Raw genomic sequence first — 19,232 nt, 5'->3', positions numbered from 1 at the left:
TCACCGTATGCTTTTATTTGTGCGGGAATGCTTTTGCGGACGCGGCGGACCCCAAGAATCATACATAAGGAGAAAATCATGGAACGAGAGGTTGTCTTGTCGGTGCGGGATCTGAACGTAAAATTCCGGATGCGCAAAAAAGCCCTGCATGCGATCCGCGGTATTTCACTGGATCTGTATCAGGGCGAAAGTCTGGCGATCGTTGGGGAATCCGGTTCGGGAAAATCCGTCCTCTCGAAGAACTTCATCGGCCTTTTGGACAAAAACGGTTATGTGGAATCCGGTACGATCCAGTTCGGGGGGAAAGATATTACACACCTGAAGGAGAAAGAGTGGGAGCAAATCCGGGGCGGGCAGATCGCCATGATTATGCAGGACCCGATGACAAGCCTGAATCCGCTGAAAAGCATCGGGTGGCAGATCTGCGAGGCGCTGAAATATCACCGGAAAATTGTCGGGCAGGCGGCTCAGAAAAAAGCGGTCGAGCTTCTGACGGATGTCGGAATCACAGAGCCGGAAACAAGGCTGAAGCAATATCCGCATGAATTTTCGGGAGGAATGAGACAAAGGGTTGCAATCGCAATCGCCGTCGCCTGTAACCCGCAGGTGCTTATTTGTGACGAACCGACTACAGCGTTGGACGTTACGATTCAGGCACAGATTCTGAACCTGCTGAAATCGCTGAAAGACCGCTACGGGCTGACTCTGGTCTTTATTACCCACGACTTGGGCGTCGTGGCAAATATTGCGGACCGCATCGCCGTCATGTACGCGGGCGATATTGTGGAAATCGGTACCTGCGATGAAATTTTCTACGACCCGAAGCACCCCTACACCTGGGCGCTGCTTTCGTCTCTACCGCAGCTTGGCACAAAGGGTGAAAAGCTGTATTCCATTCAGGGAACGCCGCCAAATCTCTATCTGCCCATCCGGGGCGACGCGTTTGCGCCCCGAAACCCGAACGCGCTTGCAATCGATTACCTGCACCGCCCGCCTTATTTTCAGGTCAGTGAAACCCATAAGGCAAAAACCTGGCTTTTAGACAGCCGGGCGCCCAAAATCGCTCCCCCGGAACAAATTCAGTCCATTCGCAGCATTTGTTTTTTGGGAGGAGAAACCGATGGTAGAGAATAAAGAAGTCCTTTTGAGCGTCAAAGACCTGAAAGTTGCGTTTGGTGCGAAAAAACACAGCTTCGAGGCTGTCCGGGGGATCAGTTTTGATATCTACAAAGGGGAGACTTTCGGACTGGTCGGTGAATCCGGGTCCGGAAAAACCACGGTCGGAAGGGCGATTATCAGACTGATTCCCGTCAGCGGCGGGGAGATTATCTTTAACGGGGAGCGCATCAGCGGGAAAATCCCGCGCGCGCTCGACAAAAAGGTGATCCGGAACATCCAGATGATTTTTCAGGACCCTATGGCCTCTCTGAACGAGCGTGCCAAAGTGGATTATATTGTGAAGGAGGGCCTTTTAAATACGGAAAAAGGGCTCTCCGCGCAGGAATATGAAAACCGGGTTCAGAAAGCTCTGATGGATGTGGGCCTGCTGCCGGAGTTTGCGGGGCGGTTTCCCCACGAATTTTCCGGCGGTCAGCGCCAGAGAATCGGAATTGCCAGGGCTCTGATTATGAAGCCGTCGTTTATTATTGCGGACGAACCGATTTCCGCGCTGGATGTTTCCATCCGCGCGCAGGTTTTAAATCTGCTGAGCAATTTGCAGAAAGAACGCGGCCTGACGTATCTTTTTATCGCGCACGACCTGTCCGTCATGCGCTTCATCTCGGACCGCATTGCCGTGATTCATAAAGGGCGGCTTGTGGAGATGGCCGAGACGGAGAAGCTCTTTCAGCATCCGCTGCATCCCTACACGCAGGCGCTGCTTTCCGCCATTCCTTTGCCGAATCCCGAAGCGGAAAAGCAGAAAAAACTAAAGATTTACGACCCCGCCTGCCAGGATTACTCCACCGACCCACCGGTGTGGGCAGAAGCGGCAGAAGGCCATTTTATTCTGGCGAATCAGGCGGAACTGAAGAAATACCGCGAAGTTTTGCAGCATGCGAGGTAAAAGGAAAATGAAAGCATGAGAAGATATCGTTGCGAGCATTGCAGAAATATGAGGGACCTTGGCGGTTACCCCTCTGCTAGGGGCGGCATCACGGCGTGGCGACGGTTTATCAGGAGTGATGCTCCGGTTCTGCTGACGCAGAACGAAACAGCCATGCTGCGAGAGCGGAATATCATGACCGTAATTGACCTGAGATATCCAGATGAAGCCGAAAGAAAGCCCTGTTTCCTTGCCGGGGAAAAGGACTTTTCCTATTACAATTTCAGCATCGGTTCTGGGTTCGTCCCCGCCGAAGAAGAAGAAATCAAACATTCTTATATGACTTTTGTACATCATCAATCCGCGATGAAACAGGTTTTTCAAACCATGGCCAAAGCAGACAACGGCGTCCTCTTCCACTGTTCCGCGGGGAAAGACCGCACCGGCGTTGTGTCCGCCCTGCTGCTTTCTCTTGCTGGCGTGGAAGACTGCGATATTCTGGCGGATTACGAGGTGTCCTATCCTTATATCCGGCCGATTCTGCGGAAACTGAGGGAAAACGACCCCAGCCTTCCGGCTTTTGCCGGCAGATCCAAAACAGAGTATCTGGAGGATTTCCTGAAACTGTTTCGAGCCGAATATGGCTGTACCGAGGACTACCTCATGAGCATCGGATTGGATCGGACGATTCTTCATCGGCTGAAATCCAGACTGCTGGATGAAAGCAGCTTGCCGCAGGAGTAGGGTGCCGGCGGGCTGACGGAGCGGAATGTGCTTTTCGGCGGAAATGATTTGGGAAAGGCCTTTGAGTGAGAGGATGGAATTTTGTATGTACTCGGATTTGGAATATTTGGAGGTACCGCTTCCGGAAGATATTCAAAAGATGAAATGTCACGGGGACTTTGAGACCGTGCGGAGAGTCATCGGCCGCAGGCTTCGCTCGGAGCTTCCCTCTGCCTTGCGGAAACGTCTGGAACTGGAACAGGAAGTCCTTTTGAGGATTCCCGAGCAGTATCCTTATTCCTGGGAGCAGGCCTGCGCAATCCTGAAAGAAAATATTGCCGATTTCAGGGATGAGGAGCTGACCGCTTTCTGGGAAGACAATATGGTCGAGTGGGTTTACGTCGAGGGGAAAGTCCGTTTTCACCGAAAGTTTCTGGATAATCTGATGAAGACAAGGCCGCAGCTTGCGGCGCGGAACCTGCACCCGGAAAATCAGAAGGAACGAAACGCAAATTACGAGCTTTTAGATGCATCCATTGCGGAGATGAAACAAAAGGGAGAACTGAACTACTACTTTCACATCCGCAGCACGATGCAAATTCAGAAAAGTGCCCGAAGAATCGGCGAGACCATTCAGGTGCATCTGCCGATTCCGCTTGAGTACGCGCAGGTCCGCAATTTTAAACTGCTGTCCGTTTCCATGGAACCGATTCGCGTTGCGCCGCCCGACTATCCCCAGCGGACCGTCTGTTTTGAAACCACGTTAGAGGAAAACCAGAAGTTTGCGGTCGAATATGAGTTTGAAAACCATCTGGAATATCAGAACATGGAGCCGTCGCGGGTTCTGGACGCGCAGCCTGCTTTTTACACGGAAGAGCTTCCTCCGCAGATTCATTTCACGCCATATCTTCGTATGCTGGCTGCTGAAATAATCGGCGATGAAAAAAATCCTCTGCTGAAAGCAGAGAAAATTTACGAGTATATTACGACGCACGTTATGTATTCTTTCGTCAGGAGTTACAGCACCATTACAGACCTTACCTCTTATGTTGCTTGCGGGTGGAAAGGCGACTGCGGAATTCAGGCGCTTTTCTTCATCACGCTTTGCCGGATCGCAGGCATTCCGGCAAGATGGCAGGCGGGACTCTATGCGACGCCGTATGAAGTCGGCGAGCATGACTGGGCGCAGTTTTATATCGCCCCGTATGGATGGCTTTTTGCCGACTGTTCTTTCGGCGGCACGGCCAAACGCAACGGTGCGGCGGAACGGTGGGAATACTATTTCGGCCATCTCGACCCGTTCCGGATTCCCCTGAGTTCCGAGTTTCAGCACGAGTTTGCCGTCCCGACCGGGCATTTCCGGAACGACCCCTATGATAACCAGGACGGCGAAGCAGCCTATGCGGACAGAAACCTCACGTCGGCGGAGTTTAAGACAGTGCATGAAGCGCTGGAGCTCAGACAGATCGAGTGAATCGTGCAAAATTTCTTCTCAGCCGCTCTTTTGCCCGGTGAACGAAGCGTCCTGATTCAAAAAGGCTGCGGAAAAGCCCTGCGAAACATGCCCGAATGAAGTTTCCGGATTCTTTTTCAGTGGAATACCGCTCAAAAATGGAATTCGGAAACTCTTTATCTTCCCGCTTTTCATATACCTCAAATTCGGTTAATCCGGGATTGTCTCCCGAAAAATCCGTGATCTGAAACGAAAAGGCTCGGATTCCGGTTTGAGTTTCAAATTCCACGATTGTTCTTTTCCCGGAATTGTCCAAAGGGCCGGTTTCCAGGCAGAAACCGTTGTCGAATCGGATGATTCCGTTTTTGACATGGTCATCCGGGGCGAAATTTTCATAGAGGCAAAAGCAGGAAATGTTTACCGGCTCAGGAAAGGTAAATTCAACTGATTTTACGGGGTCATTCCGGCCAGGCGACCAGACGCAGTTCCCGAATATCCCGATCCCGTCTCGTCCTCCAGCAAGATCCGGGCAGTCAATCAGTTTAAAATCGTTTAGATATTCCGGGTTTCCGGAAGACGCTTTGATTTTCGCCCGATAGGACAGACTCTTCGTACTGCGGAACCAATAGACGAGGTCGGCGCTGCAGATTCGGTCGAACCTCCATTTTGCCGCCTGCGAACGGTGTTCCCGCAAGGCCTGGTAAATCACATTTTGCCACGGAATCAGCGTTCGCGTTTTCGAAGGGACGGAAAGCCGGATTCTTTCGTTCCACGAGTAGGCAGGGACGTCCAGTTCAAAACGGCTGTCGTTCAAAAGCGCTCTGCGCGGGGGCAGGGTCGGCTGCTCCGGCAAATGAAAATAGTCTTTTGGTCCGTTCCACACCCCGGCATAGGCAAACTTTTTCAGGACGAGGGGATGATAGCTGTTCCCGGATTTTAAAATTTCACCCAATACCTCTTCAAGCATCAGGGAGGTACAGCGGTGGTCCGGGTGCCAGTCGAAATCGACCGCGATCAGGACCTGTGCGCGCAGGTCCAGCAGAATATCGCGCAGGTCCTTTTTGTAGTGGTCACGTGTGTAGGTATGGTGAAATCCGGATTTCTGAAACCGGTAATCAGGGTGGTTTTCTAATCCGTAGGTTTTCAGGTGCCCGCCGGCTGATTCCAGCGGCACGCCCCCGTCCGCGTTATAGAGATGCCTGCTCCCTTTCCAGTCGTCCCCGTACCCCATAAACAGGATGTCCTTCTCGTCAACGCCCAGAATTTTCAAAGCACGGATTGCTTCTTTTAATCTTTCCGGGCCCTGACCGGGAAGATAATCGCCGTTTGTGGTGTACAGGACGGTAACGCTGCTTCCATCGTGCGTCAGGCGGTAAATCAGCTGTCCTGCCACATTGATTTCGTCGTCCGGATGCGGAACGATGACCAAATATTTTCTGTATTCCGTCTGCATAATTCCTCTCTTTTCACTCCGGATCGGCTTTTGATTACTCCTGCGCCCCGCGCAGGATTTTTTTGATTCCGGATAAAAAGGTTCGCGGATGAAAGCCGTGAAATTTTGAGGGAGAGGCGTATTGTTCCGCAAGCTCGTAAAACGGGCGCCGGTCGATTTCCTCAAAAAACTTACGGCGGTTTCGTCCGGCCTTCGCAGCGCGTTCCATACACAAATTTTCGGTCCGGATTTCATCCGTCCCGCAATTTGCCCAGACCAGGCGCGGCTTGATTCGTTCAAAGGCCGCCCGGCCCTTTGAAGTGTTGAGAATTACCGCCGAGGTGCCTTTGTCGGTGTCCAGCTCCGGATGGATTTTTTCAATTCCCCAGAAATCCCCCAGAGTAATGTCTCCTTCCTGAAGACAGTGAAAAGGGCATTGATGGCAAGAGGGACGAAGGAAAAGGTTGCGCTCCAGGTACCCGGTCATGAAGGGGTCCTGAAAACGGCCGCCGTAATAAACCCCGCCGTTTTGAAAGGTGATCCGGGTACCGAAGCGGTGCCAGCCCGCGTCCTTGTTTTTAAACTGAACGGATTGGACGGGCGCGCGGTAATCGGATTCGAGCATATCCAGATATTTTCTGAAAACTTTGGGGGAAGCGACTCCGCGGCAGATGAAATCACAGCGAATCAGGTTGTCATATTCTTTTCTTAGGAAACAGCGCAGCGCGGCGTTTTGGCAGGGTGTGCCACAGAAAAGGACCGGAAGCCCTTTCTTCAGCCATTCCTGTACTTGAGCGTAAATACGTTGCGTATCGCTCTGCAAGTACTTGGACTGCCGGAGCAGGGGAATGTCCTCCTCCGAAAATATGGCTGCGTGCTCCACCGCGAAGTTTTCCGTGTACCGGGCGCCGACCGCCGCTCCGCCGTCCGACAGAACCGCTATGGCTAGTTCGGTAAACACTCCGCCGGATGTGCTGTTGAGCTGCGTTTCCCGGTCTCTGCTGTAGCAGGCGAAGGCTTCCGGCTCGGTTCGGTTTTCCGGCTTCGCCTTAGAAAGCGGGCATTTTAACAGGCAAAGGCCGCAGTCGGTGCATTTTTCCCGGTCAATGACAGGGTACAAAAATCCTTCTTGATCCGGTTCCATAGAAATCGCCCGGTGGACGCAGACGCAAACGCACGCGCCGCAGCCGGTGCACTTTTCCTTTTGAATCGCATTTACCGTCATTATGAAACCTACTTCCAGTTAATATTTTCCCGAATCACACGGGCAGGAATGCCCGCGGCGAGGCAGTGCGCCGGAATCTCTCCGGTTACCACGGCGTTTGCGGCGATGACGGAGTGGTCGCCGATCACCGCTCCCTTCAGAATGGTGGCATGAGTGCCGATGAGGACATGGCTTCCGATCCTAATGGGTTTTGTCATATCACTCCCGATTCCGCAAAGCTCATGCGAATCGGAGTCCAGAATGGTGACGTTGTGGGAAATAAAAGTGCGGTCTCCGATTTCAATCAGGCGGGTACATCTGATTTTTACATCCGAATTGCATCCGCAGTCTTTTCCGAAAAACAGTTTTGCATTTTCAAATACAATGATGTCTCCGCCGTAATACAGCGTAAACTCACCGCCGGTTTCCAGTACGGCGTCCCGGTCCACGCGAACGATGGTTGAGCGTCCGTTCCTCTTGATGCAGTTGACGTTGGTTCTAAAATTCCCCCGAATGATCAGCCTTCCGTTTGGCCCGAAGATAAAGACGGAACGGGAGTAGGGAATGATTTTTCCTCCGCTTTTCTGAACGTGTCCGCAGAAAAAATTGTAGCGGATCGCGGAAGAAAGCGACAGTTCGTGAGCCAGGCGCATACGGCATCCTCCTTTTATGATTTGTCCTTTCCCGGCAGGGGAGTTTTTTGCGGTCGCGCAGGATTTTTTACGAATTTTTGAAACGGCTGTAAAATAAGTCCCTTTTCATAGGCGTTCAGGCCGAATTCCCAAACAGAAAAAAAGAACAGCACGGAGTAGAGCAGCCCAACCCCCGAAAACCGAGCAGCGCTGTCAACCGGGAAAAAGCGTGTAACGCAGAATCCAAAAGCTGCCGGTAAAATCAGCGCGGGGAAAGTTTTCAGAATCTGTTTCCAGAAAAAAAGAATGTCCAGTCCGACTCTTGACTGATAATACCAGTTCATCATGAAGCCGGAACCCAACGTGATAGAGGCCGCGGTGGCTGCGGCACAGCCGACGCCGCCGAGGGACGGGCATAGAAGAATGCTGGCGGTGAGATTGACGGCGGCGATGAGCGCGTAAACGACCGAGCGGAATTTGTGCATGTTTTTGGCGATCTGTATTTCAATTCCAAGATTTTGAATTAAAGGAATTGTAACCGGAACCATCAGCAGCAGGGCAATGTGATAAGCCGTCAGGTACGTCCCCGCGTATTCCCGGCCCGCCCATACTTTGATAAAATAGCCGCCGAAAAAAGCAAACCCTGTTAAAATGAAAGATAAAACAAAAAACTGGAATCTTCCGACTTTGGTAAACAGATTTGTTAAAGATTTGATGTCGCCGTGTTCCGCAACCATCCGGTTTACCTTTGGAACAAACACGGACGAAATCGCGGTCGAAAAAGAAAGGTATATGGTGTTGAACTGGGAGCCGATGGAGTAAACTGCCACCTCGGAGCTGCCCTTCATTTTCCCAAGTATGATTTTATCGACGCTCCAGTTTGCCTGCTCCGTTACCATGTTCAAAAAGATATAAGCGGAAAAAATCCAGATTTCCCGAAGCAGCGCAAGATGAAACCGGCTGAAAATAAACTGAGTTTTCAGCTTGCTCAGACAAAACCAGATGTTAATCAGCAGACCCGCCACATTCAAAGCGGTCGTGACGACAACCAGACTGATGGACCGGTACCCCATCAGAAGAAGCGGCAGCGCCAGAAACGGGTTTAAAACAGTTCGCAGCAAATTTACCGTTTTTTGAAAAATATACTGCTCGTGAATCATCACGATGGAATCGAAAACGCTGGTCGGAAATGTAATGGCAATATTAAAAACCATTAGCTTCATCAAAACCGCGGCGATTTTAATCTCTCTGTCCGTCAGCCCGCCGGAAAGAAGAGAGCCCGCGTTTTTAACCAGGACGGAACCGGCCGACAGCGCAAGAATTGAGATCAGGGTGAACAGGGTCAGAAACATCCCGTTCAGGCGAGCCATTCCCGTAACGTCCTTTTTCGCCTGAAGGCGGGAATAGAATCGGATATAGGCACTGTCGAACCCGAAGCTCAATACCCCGAGATAGCTGACCATGGAGTAGACCAGATTATAAACTCCGTATTCGCTTTTTCCCAGAAGGCGCAGCATCACGGGCGTATACGCGATGGCGATGACGCTCTGCGCCGCCATCGTCGCGTAGGAAAGAATGACTCCCGCTTTTCTCTGGCTGACCCTCGCGTTCAATTCCGTTCACCCGCCAGCTTTTCAATTTCTTTTGCCGCGTCCAGAGCCCTGGCGCAATAGTCCGGCATGACATTTTGAAGGCGGGCGCGAATGGAGTTTTCTTTGCTCATCAGCCATTTGAAGGCATGCACAAGGTCGTTGCTTTTGCGCAGCGACTGTACCGGTACGACGTAATGCTCGTCGGTCCCAAAAATATCTTTCGCGATTCCCGAAGATTTGACGGAATATCCGACGACGAGGGTCGGCACGCAGGAAGAATATGCCGCGATGGACGCATGGGTTCGGGCACACAGCATCATGCGGCTGCGGGCGATGCAGCTTTTCAGTTCCATACAGTTATGGTCCTGAACCAGAGCCACACGGCCGGTGTCCCGAAAGGGCTCGTACAGATTTCCCATGACCTTAAGGTCAGCCTCCACTACATGAGGGATAAGGGCAATCTGAAAATCGGTTGAAGTAAGAATGAAACGAATCAGCGAAAGGTAATTCCGAAGCGTGATTCCTTTGCTGCTTTCATATTCCAGAATCAGAGGACTAACGTTAATCCCAATCATATGTGTTTCATCAAATCCGGGGGGAAGGGGATGCTTTCGCGCTTGCAGAAGAAACGCCGGGTCCGGGCAGAGCTTTGTGTTTTTGCAGATCTTTGCGTTCAGCAGCGCGCGGTACGTGATGGATTCACGCGCCGTAATCAATGAATACCGGTTCAGGTCCCTGAGAATGTCAGGGTCCTCCAGCAGCTTTGGTTCAATGGAACAACCCCACAGGACGGTTTGAACGCCCTTCTGATTCAGCCTGCGGTTCAGGGTCCTCAGAATCAATGGGTACCGGTAGCGGGGATAACAGTAATTATCTCCGCCAACGGAGATTGCAATTTTAAAATCCGGTTTTCGAAGCAGGTTTCCGTATACTTTGGCGCATTTCATCCCCGCATTTCCTAGGACTTTCATCAGAATCCCGGCAGGCAGCCGAGCGGGATCGTATTGACAAAACGGTTTTCCTGCGGCGCGGACACGCAGGATGCGGTCGATTCCGTAAGACCGGTCGTCCTCCGGATGATCGGAGAAAAGAATGAAACTGAAATCGGTCAGCATTTGTGCGGTTGAGCGGATGATTGCCTCGCAGCCGTGATTTTTGCTGCTTGCGTGAAAATAAAGAGCTGCCGTTTTTCCAAAGTTATCGACCGATTCCTTTTTGGCAGACCTGTTTAAAAGCGTGCGGTGCTTGATGGAATGGTACAGAATCAGGAGCCAGTCAGCGTTTAGCTTGACGCATAAAATCTGCGGCCGGACATTTCTTCGAAAACTGCTTCGTTTTTTCCAGGCGCTGTGAAGCGCTTCCCGAACAATGGGCAGTTGCTTTAGCTCCCTGCAGTACCGGATGCGCCGGAACAGCCCCAGGGGAGTTCCCTTTTTGCACGTATTCGTGGCCGCAAGAATCAGCGCGTTCGCGGTGCTGGCTCTGATTCCCTCGTCCACACAGGCCCGGCCGTATTTTGCGGAAAGGTTTTTTCGTGACCACTCTAAAACGGCCATCATGTCCGGCCACATGTTTTGTATGTAATTGCGGGTAACGGAGCCGGGGTTATCCCGGTAGAAATAGAGGAATTCACGGTTAACACTGATTCGCTCCGCCGCGTCCACACACTGAAGGACAAAGAGCATATCTTCCGACATTTTGATGGTTTCGCTGAACTGAATCCCGTGTTTTATGAAAAGCTCCCTTGAAATCAGAACCGTGCAGCTGCTTCCCATGATGTTGCGCTCGGAGGGAGACAGAATTCCGGACAGAAGCTTCATCTTGATTTGAGGGTCCTGCTCTTTCATGCCGCGGAACTGGTCGCGGCGGGTTTGGCGGTTCTCTTTCACCATTGCAAAATTACAGAAAACAAGCTGCGACCGGCTGGAAACGGCGTCCTGAGTTAATCTGCGGAATATATCTTTAGAGACCCAGTCGTCCGCGTCCGCAAACGCGATGAATTCTCCCCGCGACGCTTTTATGCCCGCGTTTCTTGCGGCGCCGACTCCCGCGTTTTTCTGCCGGATGAAACGGATTCTCCGGTCCCTTTTCGCATATCGGCGGCAGATTTCCGGACTGCCGTCAGTGGAACCGTCGTCGATCAGAATAATCTCCATTTGATGATAGGTTTGACCGATCAGGGATTCCAGGCATTCTTGCAGTGTTTTTTCCGCGTTATAAACAGGAACGCATACGCTGACGAGACCTTGTTGGAATTCTTCTGATATTTGTATCATCCGTGCATTCTCCCGTCTTGATTTTTATTCGGATTCTGATTTCAGTGAAAAATGGATTGATAGGGCACCGTTTGGCAGCTTCCCATTACAAAATAGTCGTAAATCCACAAAAAAAAGACAAAAGCAAATACTGCAATGCCAATCCATGTTTTTTTTCGCTCTTTTAATTGCCGGCAGTAGGTGGGAACGAGAACAATTTGAGGAATCAGAAAATAGTAAGCGATTCTTTCCGTAAAATAAATGGTCGTATAGGCCATCAGCCGGAAGATGCAGCCCATGATCAAAAGGTTAAACAGCAGAAACATGCGGGAATCCCGTTTCAGTTCCCGTCGGAGCAGAAAACCGGGAAGTAAAAAAGGAACGGTGCGTGCAAAAACGCCGATGCTGAACGAAAAACTCTTGGTTGCCCGCAGATAATCGGAGTAATAGCGCAGGGAACCGATTCCGCCGAGAATCGGATACAGAATCCGATTGTAGTTCAGGACCAGAAAAATCAGGGCGGCATAGGAGATCATGGCCAGCACTTGATATTTCGGCTTTCCGTACAAAAAATGGGCAAAGTAAACGGGGAACAGAATGAGTGCAGAAAGGTGAAAACAACAGGCAAAAGCGGTCAGCGCGGAAAATCGAAACAGCTTTCTGGAAGTAACATATTTTAAAGCGTAAAACTCGATCGACATGGCCGCCGCCTGACGCATGATATCAAACGAAAGCTGGTAATACAGCAGCATGAAAACAAGCATGCCCAACCCCACGCTGAGCTTTTTTCGGTATTGCTTCAAACCGAGGAAAACAAAAAGAATTGTAAGGAATGAAACAAGAAAAAGAAGAACCGGGAAACCGCAGCCCAGCGCGATGACAAATCGGTTCAGCAGTACGAACCCGAGTTCCATGCGGCTGTGATAATGAATATGATTCTGAAGATTCTGAAATTCGGGATAATAAACCAGCAGATAATCCGTACCGATGCCGTACCGAAATCCGGCGGTCAGAGAAGGAATCAAAACCGCGTTGCAGGCAAAAAATCCCTGTGCCCGGATATCCCTGGACCGGACGGAGCATTCGGCATTGAGAGCGGTCAGCAAACTGATGATGCCGTAAAAGATCATGGAGCTGTAAAAATCCATAAGCGCCCCCAAACCGCATTTTTAATCTTTCTTTTTTTCATCCTGTGTCTTTACCCTCAGCTTTAACGTTCCGGTACGCGGACCGCGCGGTTTCGCGTGCGACAAGGTCCCAGTCGTAGTGCTTCAGGACATATTTTCGCGCCTGAACCGCCTTATCGGCGGACGGCCCCTCCTTTAAAATGGAGCAAATTTTCTGCCGGAGATCTTCCGGGTCGCCTTTTCGAAACGTGTATCCGAAGGGTCCCAGCACTTCCGTGTTTTCCGGAATATCGCTTACAAGGCAGGGGCAGCCGCAGCTCATGGCTTCCAGCAGACTGATGGGCATGCCTTCTATATCGCTGGGGAGCAGATAAAGGAACGCGTTGCTGAAGAGTTCGTCCAATTCCGGTCCCCGGACAAATCCCGCCATGACAACTCGTTTATCTTTGGCCGCCATTTTGCGGATAAAGTCCGTGTAGCCGTCGGAATGGCTGCTCATCCCGGCCACGACCAGCTTTTTTTCCGTATCGATCTCCGCAAAGGCGCGCAGCAGATAATGCAGCCCCTTTTCGGGAACGATACGGGCCAGAAACAGCAGATAGCAGCCATGGCGCAAGCCGTACTTTTGGGTAATAAGGTTGGCTTTTCGAATTTCCGGACGGTTCACTCCATTCGGAATCAACAGGGTTTCCCTGCCGTAGGTATCTTTAAAGTACTGCCGGACATTCTGAGAGAGGACAATGAGTTCATCCGCGTATTTGACCGCGCATTTTTCTCCCAGCAGCAGGAAATTTGACGCAAAGTTGCCCCACTTTGAGCGCTGCCAGTCCAGGCCGTGAATGCTCGCAACCGTACGGATTCCAAAGAGATGAGGCAGCCAAAGCATGGCGCAGGGGCCTTCTGCGTGAAAGTGAATCACGTCATATCGCCCGAACAGCGCGTGGACGGCGGCGAAAAAGGAATAGACGGGTGCGTCAAGGCTTTTTCGGTTGATGGTCGGCACGGTAACAATCCGGATTCCGTGATATTCCCGGTTGTGCGGAAAGCCCTTTTTGCCTCGGTTGTAAACGGTTACCTCATGCCCCATTTCAACCAGCCGCAAAGAAAGTTCCTCTACATGAATTTCGACGCCGCCTTCACGGCTGGGGATCCTTTTCTGCCCGATCATTGCAATTTTCATAGCGCCCTCTCGAAGCTTATTCCCGCAGAAGTCCGGCGGTGTCGCTCTGAATCCCGTTTTCATCATCGGGATTTTCCCGAATAAAACCGTTTTCCTTCAGGCTGTACCCGCGCTTCAGCAGTTTGTGCCGGGCGACCCACCCGGCGGGTACGGAAAAATGCTGTTTCATGGCGGGGGAAACGCTGCCGATCATCCAGCAGTTTTTGGGGCAGCATCTCACCGCCCTGCGCACTTTTTCCGCTTCGGCGGAATTCCAGATCTCTTCCCACGATTGGTTCTTCAGGTTGCCCATCGGCATTTTGCAATCCATTCCGTTGCAGGGCAGAACATCGCCGAACGGGTCGAGAAAAAAGCCGTTGCTTCCCATTTCGCAGGGCAAAAGCCGGGGGTTTCCGTAAATGTAATTGATCAGCCCGTGGTTAAAGTAGGCGCGAAACCACTTTTTTGGCGAATTGCTTTTCAACAGCTCGTTGATCAGTTTTTCAAATTGCAGCGCCGTGTGGTATTTGTCAGCGATAGCGTTGTCCGTTTTGCGAAAATAGAAAGAGTTGTGAAGCGCGGCGGTTGCGAATTCCATTTTCATATCACAGGCCAGTTCATAAAGCAGGAGCAGATCGTCCGCGTTGCCGTCCTGAACCGTCATTCCGAATCCCACATCCCTGTGTCCGGCGGCGATAAGCTCCAGCAGACAGCGCAGGCCATGGTCAAAGCCGTCCCGAATGCCGCGAATGGCGTCGTTTGTTTTGGGCATTCCCTCTATGCTGATCCGGATTCCCAGCCGGGGGTATTTGCGGCAGAGAGCTAAAATTTTCTGATGGAAATATCCGTTGGTGGAAATGACGATCCGGTCGGCCTTTCGATCCAGCTCGGAAACGATTTCGTCCAAATCGTCGCGGAGAAACGGTTCTCCCCCGGTAATGTTTGCGAATTTCATCCGGGGAAGTTTCCGGATGAGATCAGGACTGATCTCATCACTTTTTTTGGTCGGGTCGGCATAGCAGCCGCACATGCTGCAGTGGGCGTTGCAGCGGTAAGTGACGATAATCGATCCGTGCAGATGATTCATGATGGTTACCTCCGTGCTGACTCAGACTTTTGTATTCCTGAAAAAATTTTTCAAGATAGCGTTCGGCGCTGAATTCCTTTTTGGCCCGTTCCAGGGCGTTTTTACACATTTCAGCGTATTCCTGATCATCCAGCCGATACAGCTTTGCAATCGCTTCACGAAGCGAGCCGGCGCTGCCGGCTTTAAAAATGTAGCCGGTAACGCCGTCCTCCACCAATTCCGGAAGTCCCCCAAGATTGCTGACAATGCAGGGGCGGCCCTTCGCCATTGCTTCCAGAATGGAATAGGGACAGTTTTCATACCATTCGGACGGCAAAACCACGCATTTGCACTGCTCCAACAGCTTTTGAAGCGCTTGGCCGCTTTGAAAACCGACGAAGCGAACAGATTCCGTCAGTCCGTTCTCCGCCGTGAAGCGCTCAAGCTCCGGGCGCTGCGGCCCGTCCCCCGCAACGGTCAATCCCATAGATGCTCGCGGGTCGGCTTCTTTCAACGCTTTTAATAAGGTCAGGATTCCTTTTTCCGGCGACAGCCGGCCGAAGTAAAGCAAAGAATCGCCGCAGTGTTCGGGCATCCGGTAAATCGTGCCGATCGGCAGAGGGTTTCTCAAAAAGCAGATTGGTTTCCGGGTGAATCCCGCTTCAGTCATCTTGTCCTGCAAAAAAAAGGATGGAGACAGATAGAGGTCAACCCGGTCGTAGAGCTTTTTCCATCTTAGAAAACAGGCCTCCATGGCGGCAAGAACGCTTTTGATCCGGGAATTTTTCACGCACTTTTTCAGGATACACGGCAGGAAGCATCCCCCGGAGCATCTTTCACAGACTGCTCCATGAGAGAGCATGGTGCAGTTCGGGCAGAGAAAAACCAGATCGTGCGCGACAAAAACAACGGGAATTCCGTGCCGCTTGAGCGGTTCAAGAATGGAAAGCGTAATTTGCCTGTGTACCAGATTTAAAACCGCTAAATCGGGCTTTTCCTGTTGAATCAGGCGCTCCATCTTCTTTTTTGCTTCCAATGAATACACAAGGCGGAAGCCGAACCTGATTTTTTGAATTGCGCGCACGTTCTTTTCGTTGTAGTCCACGTTCGAAACAAAGAAAGGTGATTGCCGGCAAGGGATGTTTTTGGGGTTCAGCATGGAAAAATAGACGACCTCATGTCCGCTGTTTTTCAGTGCGTCGGCAAGAGTGAAATAGTAGGTCTCGGCTCCGCCCTTCGGATAATGGAATTTGTTGACCAGCAGTATTTTCATAATTCCTTCTCTTTCCGTGAGCCGCGGTATTTCATTACTTTGGCGGGCACGCCTCCCGCCACCGCCCGGCCGGGCACGTCACGGTTTACCACAGCGCCTGCGGCGATTACCGCGCCGTCTCCGATTCTAACCCCGTCCAGAATGGTTGCCTTTGCGCCGATCCAGCAGTCGGAACCGATCTCTATTCCTTTTCGAACCACGCCCTGAAGGCGGATTGGAACCGCAAGATCTTCATAAACATGGTTTTCCGCGTGAAGGCTGACCATTGGGCCAAAGATGGTATTGTCCCCGATTCGTACGGACCCTCTCACGCCGATAAAACAGCCGGGGGAAAAGCCCACGCAATTCCCGACACTCAGGCTTTCTCCCAGCTGCCGCAGAACGCCGGTGCAGTCAATGACCGTATTTCGCCCGATGGAGACGTTCCTTCCGAAGATAACCCCCTGCCGGCAGAGAGCGTTGATGCATGCGCCGTCTTCAATCAGCAGATTTTTACCGCAGGAAATATTCCCCGCGCATTTGATTTTTACATGCTTTCCGATCAGAACAGCCCCATCCCTGCGGTGAAACGCAAACCCTCGAAGCCATCCTCTTGTAAGTTGGCGGAACCTTTCCCCAAAAACACCGCAAAGGTCTTTCAGCTGAATGCAATCCTGCAGAATGTAAGGCTCGCCTTTCAGCTTCGACAGGAATCTTGAAACCGCTTTTCTCATGTACTTCCGTCCTTTAATAGGCTCCCATTCCGAACAGAACCGCAGGCACTGTTTTCAGAATGGTTTTAAAATCGATCCATAAGCACCGTTCCCGGATATACTGTAAATCCAGGCTGACCCAGCGTTCAAAGCTGACATTGCTTCTTCCGCTGATCTGCCAGTAACAGGTTAAGCCGGGAGTCACCCGCAGACGCTGCATCTGATAGGGCGTGTACTGTTCCACCTCCCTGAATAACGGAGGCCGCGGACCGACGATGCTCATTTCGCCTTTTAGAATGTTGATCAGCTGCGGCAGCTCGTCGATGCTTCCTTTCCGGATAAAACGGCCGACGCGCGTCACCCGTGGGTCGTTTGAAATTTTAAATACGGGTCCGTCCGCTTCATTCAGGTACCGAATGTTTTTCAGCTGTTCTTCGGCGTCCGGACACATGCTGCGGAATTTATAGAGTTTAAAAGGTTTTCCGTTTCTCCCGGCACGCATTTGGGTATAAATAACGGGCCCTCTGGAATCCAGCTTGATGGCGCATGCGGTCAGGAAAAAAAGCGGCAATAAAAAAACAATTCCCATTATGGAAAGAGTGATATCAAAAAACCGTTTGAAAAACTCATAGGCCTGCGTCCGATTTTCAGAAAGCAGGGGATACGCTTGTGCGGGAACCTCGCAGGCTGCGGTTGCCGCCTGAAAAGTCACGTCTCGGTTCATTTTTCACTCCTCCCAAATCAGACACGAGTTTTCCCGGCCGGATCAGCCGGAGATTTGTTTCTGTATTTCTGCGACGTTTTTGGATAAATCGATTTTCAGAACGGACATTCCCCGAACATTCTGGCAGGAAAAGGTTCCGTTGATTGGAATATGACACGATTCCACCTTGTAGTTGGGATAAGAAGGCAGAAGCAGGAGCAGCGAGAGCAATTCTCCCTTGCTTAAATTGGTGGTAATATCCGGTAAAAACGTGTTCAGCAGGCTTGCTGATTCTAAAAGACTTTGTGTTTTCAGCTTTTCCAGTGCTTTTCTCAGAATCGCGCGCTGCCGGTCGGTCCGGTCAAAATCTCCGCTCCCGATGGAGCGGATGCGCGCGTAGCTCAGCGCCTGTTTTCCATTCAGAAGCTGTTTTCCGGCGGAACACAGAACTCCGTCGTTTTCAGCGATTGAGTCCCAGAGGTTTATATTCCGGATATACTCATTGGCCGCTGCGATTTCGTCGTCGGTGACATCGATTTCAACGCCCCCGATCCGGTCGATGAATTTCATAAAAGAGGAGAAATCCACGGAGATGTAATGATCCACCTGTACCTGAAAATTGCGTCGGATGGTCTCAAGAAGAAGGGAAGGCCCGCCGAATGCGTTTGCGGCGTTCAGGCGGTTCTCCTGCCAGATTCCGGGAATCCGCAGGTAAATGTCGCGCAGAAAAGATGTAAAGGTCACTCGCCTGGTCCGGCGGTTGATGGAGACCAGTATCATGGTGTCCGAGCGCCCTTTTTGGCCCGGAACTCTGCTGTCGCTGCCGATCAGAAGAAGGTTGAAAACATTTTGATTCTCCGGAAGAGAGGCAGCGTCCTCGAGAAGCTGCTTTTCCACGAGGCTTTCCGGGGCGCCGGATTGATTCTGGGAAGACTCCGGCGCCGTCCGGCTGTCGGAGTCGGTCCGAATGAAGGGAACAGGGCTTTTTGTTTCCGGGTCATAATGAATCCTGTTCAGAGAATAATTAATGAGGAAGATTCCGGAAAGGAAAAAGAGGAGAAGAACTGCGGCAATCACGGCAGCGGCGGAAAAGGCCGCTTTCTTTCCGGTTACCTTTCTTGTTCCAGGTCTCTTGAAGATGGTCGTCTTTTTCATGGGCAGGGTTCACAGGTTTTGCCGTATCTGTCGTATCGGTATCTGCAATCCCTGGGTTTCGGCTTCATTCCGTTCAAGATGATTCCAAGGATTTTCGCTTCCGCCATTTTCAGCGTTTCAACGGTTTTGGTCAGCTCAGGATAGGTGGAAATTCCGTCCCGGACAACGATGATCACCCCGTCGGATATCTTTGCAAGGGGCAGGGCGTCCACGACGATATTGACGGGCGACGTGTCCATGATGATATAGTCATAGTAAGGCTCCAGGCATGCGAGCAGATTTTTCATCGCGGAACTTGCCAGAAGCTCCGACGGATTGGGTACGGCTACGCCGCTGCAGATTACGGACAGATTGGGCTCTTCCGTAGGCCGGGTTACATCTTTCACCCCGCACATGTTTCCAAGATAATTTGTCAGCCCGACCGTGTTTTCCAAACCGAAGTATTCGTGAATTTTTGGTCTGCGCAGGTCGGAATCGATCAGAAGAACTTTTATATCCACCTGCTGCGCCAGTGATTTTGCAAGATTGACGGAAGTTGTTGATTTTCCTTCCGCATCGAGCGAACTGGTGACGATGACTTTTTTGCATCCCTTTTTCAGCAGAGAAAAAGCAAGGCTTGTTCTTGCCACTTTATACGCTTCGGTAACCTGAAACGTAAGGCTTGGGTCCATGAAAGGTCTTTTCGGGGGGCCTTTTTTAAAGTGTTGGTTTTTCATATTGGA

General features: G+C 51.3%; 17 protein-coding genes. 4 read left to right on the top strand and 13 right to left on the bottom strand.

All coding sequences use genetic code 11. From position 1 onward, the window contains the following. Positions 1-78: 78 nt before the first annotated feature. The 4 genes from CAFE_RS07270 to CAFE_RS07255 all read left to right on the top strand — a co-directional run bounded on the left by CAFE_RS07270 (position 79) and on the right by CAFE_RS07255 (position 4,241). Positions 79-1,134 (top strand): ABC transporter ATP-binding protein, encoded by a 1,056-nt coding sequence (locus CAFE_RS07270; protein ID WP_156990215.1) that lies wholly within the window; start codon positions 79-81, stop codon positions 1,132-1,134. Beyond that, positions 1,121-2,065 carry an ATP-binding cassette domain-containing protein gene (locus CAFE_RS07265; protein WP_066648925.1) on the top strand — a complete coding sequence of 315 codons (945 nt, stop codon included), beginning with the start codon at positions 1,121-1,123 and terminating at the stop codon, positions 2,063-2,065. Before CAFE_RS07270 ends, CAFE_RS07265 begins: the two co-directional genes overlap by 14 nt. A gap of 15 nt (positions 2,066-2,080) precedes the next feature. After that, the gene (locus tag CAFE_RS07260; protein WP_156990214.1) at positions 2,081-2,788 is read left to right on the top strand and encodes a tyrosine-protein phosphatase; all 708 of its coding nucleotides are present in this window, start codon (positions 2,081-2,083) and stop codon (positions 2,786-2,788) included. A gap of 85 nt (positions 2,789-2,873) precedes the next feature. Beyond that, a complete protein-coding gene (locus tag CAFE_RS07255; protein ID WP_156990213.1) occupies positions 2,874-4,241 on the top strand; it encodes a transglutaminase-like domain-containing protein in 1,368 nt (455 codons plus the stop codon). Here CAFE_RS07255 and CAFE_RS07250 read toward each other — a convergent pair. The 13 genes from CAFE_RS07250 to CAFE_RS07190 are packed head-to-tail and all read right to left on the bottom strand — an operon-like array spanning position 4,225 to position 19,226. Further along, positions 4,225-5,673: a PIG-L family deacetylase gene (locus tag CAFE_RS07250; RefSeq protein ID WP_166525090.1), complete on the bottom strand. Its 1,449-nt coding sequence runs from the start codon at positions 5,671-5,673 to the stop codon at positions 4,225-4,227. The two genes, CAFE_RS07255 and CAFE_RS07250, sit on opposite strands and share 17 nt — an antisense overlap. Before the next feature lie 34 nt (positions 5,674-5,707). Then, complete coding sequence (locus tag CAFE_RS07245; protein ID WP_156990211.1) at positions 5,708-6,877, bottom strand: Coenzyme F420 hydrogenase/dehydrogenase, beta subunit C-terminal domain; 1,170 nt, start codon at positions 6,875-6,877, stop codon at positions 5,708-5,710. Between the two features lie 8 nt (positions 6,878-6,885). Beyond that, positions 6,886-7,509, bottom strand: coding sequence for an acyltransferase (locus tag CAFE_RS19770; RefSeq protein ID WP_207708871.1), 624 nt, complete (start codon positions 7,507-7,509; stop codon positions 6,886-6,888). 14 nt (positions 7,510-7,523) lie between these two features. Further along, positions 7,524-9,101 carry an oligosaccharide flippase family protein gene (locus CAFE_RS07235; protein WP_156990210.1) on the bottom strand — a complete coding sequence of 526 codons (1,578 nt, stop codon included), beginning with the start codon at positions 9,099-9,101 and terminating at the stop codon, positions 7,524-7,526. Further along, entirely contained in the window at positions 9,098-11,356 is a 2,259-nt protein-coding gene (locus tag CAFE_RS07230; RefSeq protein ID WP_083210232.1) for a glycosyltransferase, read from the bottom strand. The genes CAFE_RS07235 and CAFE_RS07230 overlap by 4 nt, the downstream gene beginning before the upstream one ends. 41 nt (positions 11,357-11,397) lie before the next feature. Then, positions 11,398-12,483, bottom strand: a complete 1,086-nt coding sequence (locus CAFE_RS07225; protein ID WP_156990209.1) for an EpsG family protein — start codon at positions 12,481-12,483, stop codon at positions 11,398-11,400. Positions 12,484-12,520: 37 nt separating this feature from the next. Beyond that, entirely contained in the window at positions 12,521-13,642 is a 1,122-nt protein-coding gene (locus CAFE_RS07220; RefSeq protein ID WP_233452741.1) for a glycosyltransferase family 4 protein, read from the bottom strand. Between the two features lie 16 nt (positions 13,643-13,658). Beyond that, positions 13,659-14,708 carry a radical SAM protein gene (locus tag CAFE_RS07215; protein WP_156990208.1) on the bottom strand — a complete coding sequence of 350 codons (1,050 nt, stop codon included), beginning with the start codon at positions 14,706-14,708 and terminating at the stop codon, positions 13,659-13,661. After that, a complete protein-coding gene (locus CAFE_RS07210; RefSeq protein WP_156990207.1) occupies positions 14,614-15,960 on the bottom strand; it encodes a glycosyltransferase in 1,347 nt (448 codons plus the stop codon). The genes CAFE_RS07215 and CAFE_RS07210 overlap by 95 nt, the downstream gene beginning before the upstream one ends. Then, positions 15,957-16,673 carry an acyltransferase gene (locus CAFE_RS20005; RefSeq protein ID WP_156990206.1) on the bottom strand — a complete coding sequence of 239 codons (717 nt, stop codon included), beginning with the start codon at positions 16,671-16,673 and terminating at the stop codon, positions 15,957-15,959. Before CAFE_RS20005 ends, CAFE_RS07210 begins: the two co-directional genes overlap by 4 nt. Before the next feature lie 13 nt (positions 16,674-16,686). Beyond that, complete coding sequence (locus tag CAFE_RS07200; RefSeq protein ID WP_156990205.1) at positions 16,687-17,376, bottom strand: sugar transferase; 690 nt, start codon at positions 17,374-17,376, stop codon at positions 16,687-16,689. Positions 17,377-17,418: 42 nt separating this feature from the next. Further along, positions 17,419-18,510: an LCP family protein gene (locus tag CAFE_RS07195; RefSeq protein ID WP_156990204.1), complete on the bottom strand. Its 1,092-nt coding sequence runs from the start codon at positions 18,508-18,510 to the stop codon at positions 17,419-17,421. After that, positions 18,507-19,226 (bottom strand): CpsD/CapB family tyrosine-protein kinase, encoded by a 720-nt coding sequence (locus tag CAFE_RS07190; protein WP_156990203.1) that lies wholly within the window; start codon positions 19,224-19,226, stop codon positions 18,507-18,509. The genes CAFE_RS07195 and CAFE_RS07190 overlap by 4 nt, the downstream gene beginning before the upstream one ends. Between the last annotated feature and the right edge of the window lie 6 nt (positions 19,227-19,232).

It is taken from the genome of Caproicibacter fermentans, from assembly GCF_009746625.1.
Classification (GTDB): Bacteria; Bacillota; Clostridia; order Oscillospirales; family Acutalibacteraceae; genus Caproicibacter; species Caproicibacter fermentans.
Note: the sequence above shows the minus strand (reverse complement) of the source record. Positions and strands in the feature narration are given on the sequence as shown.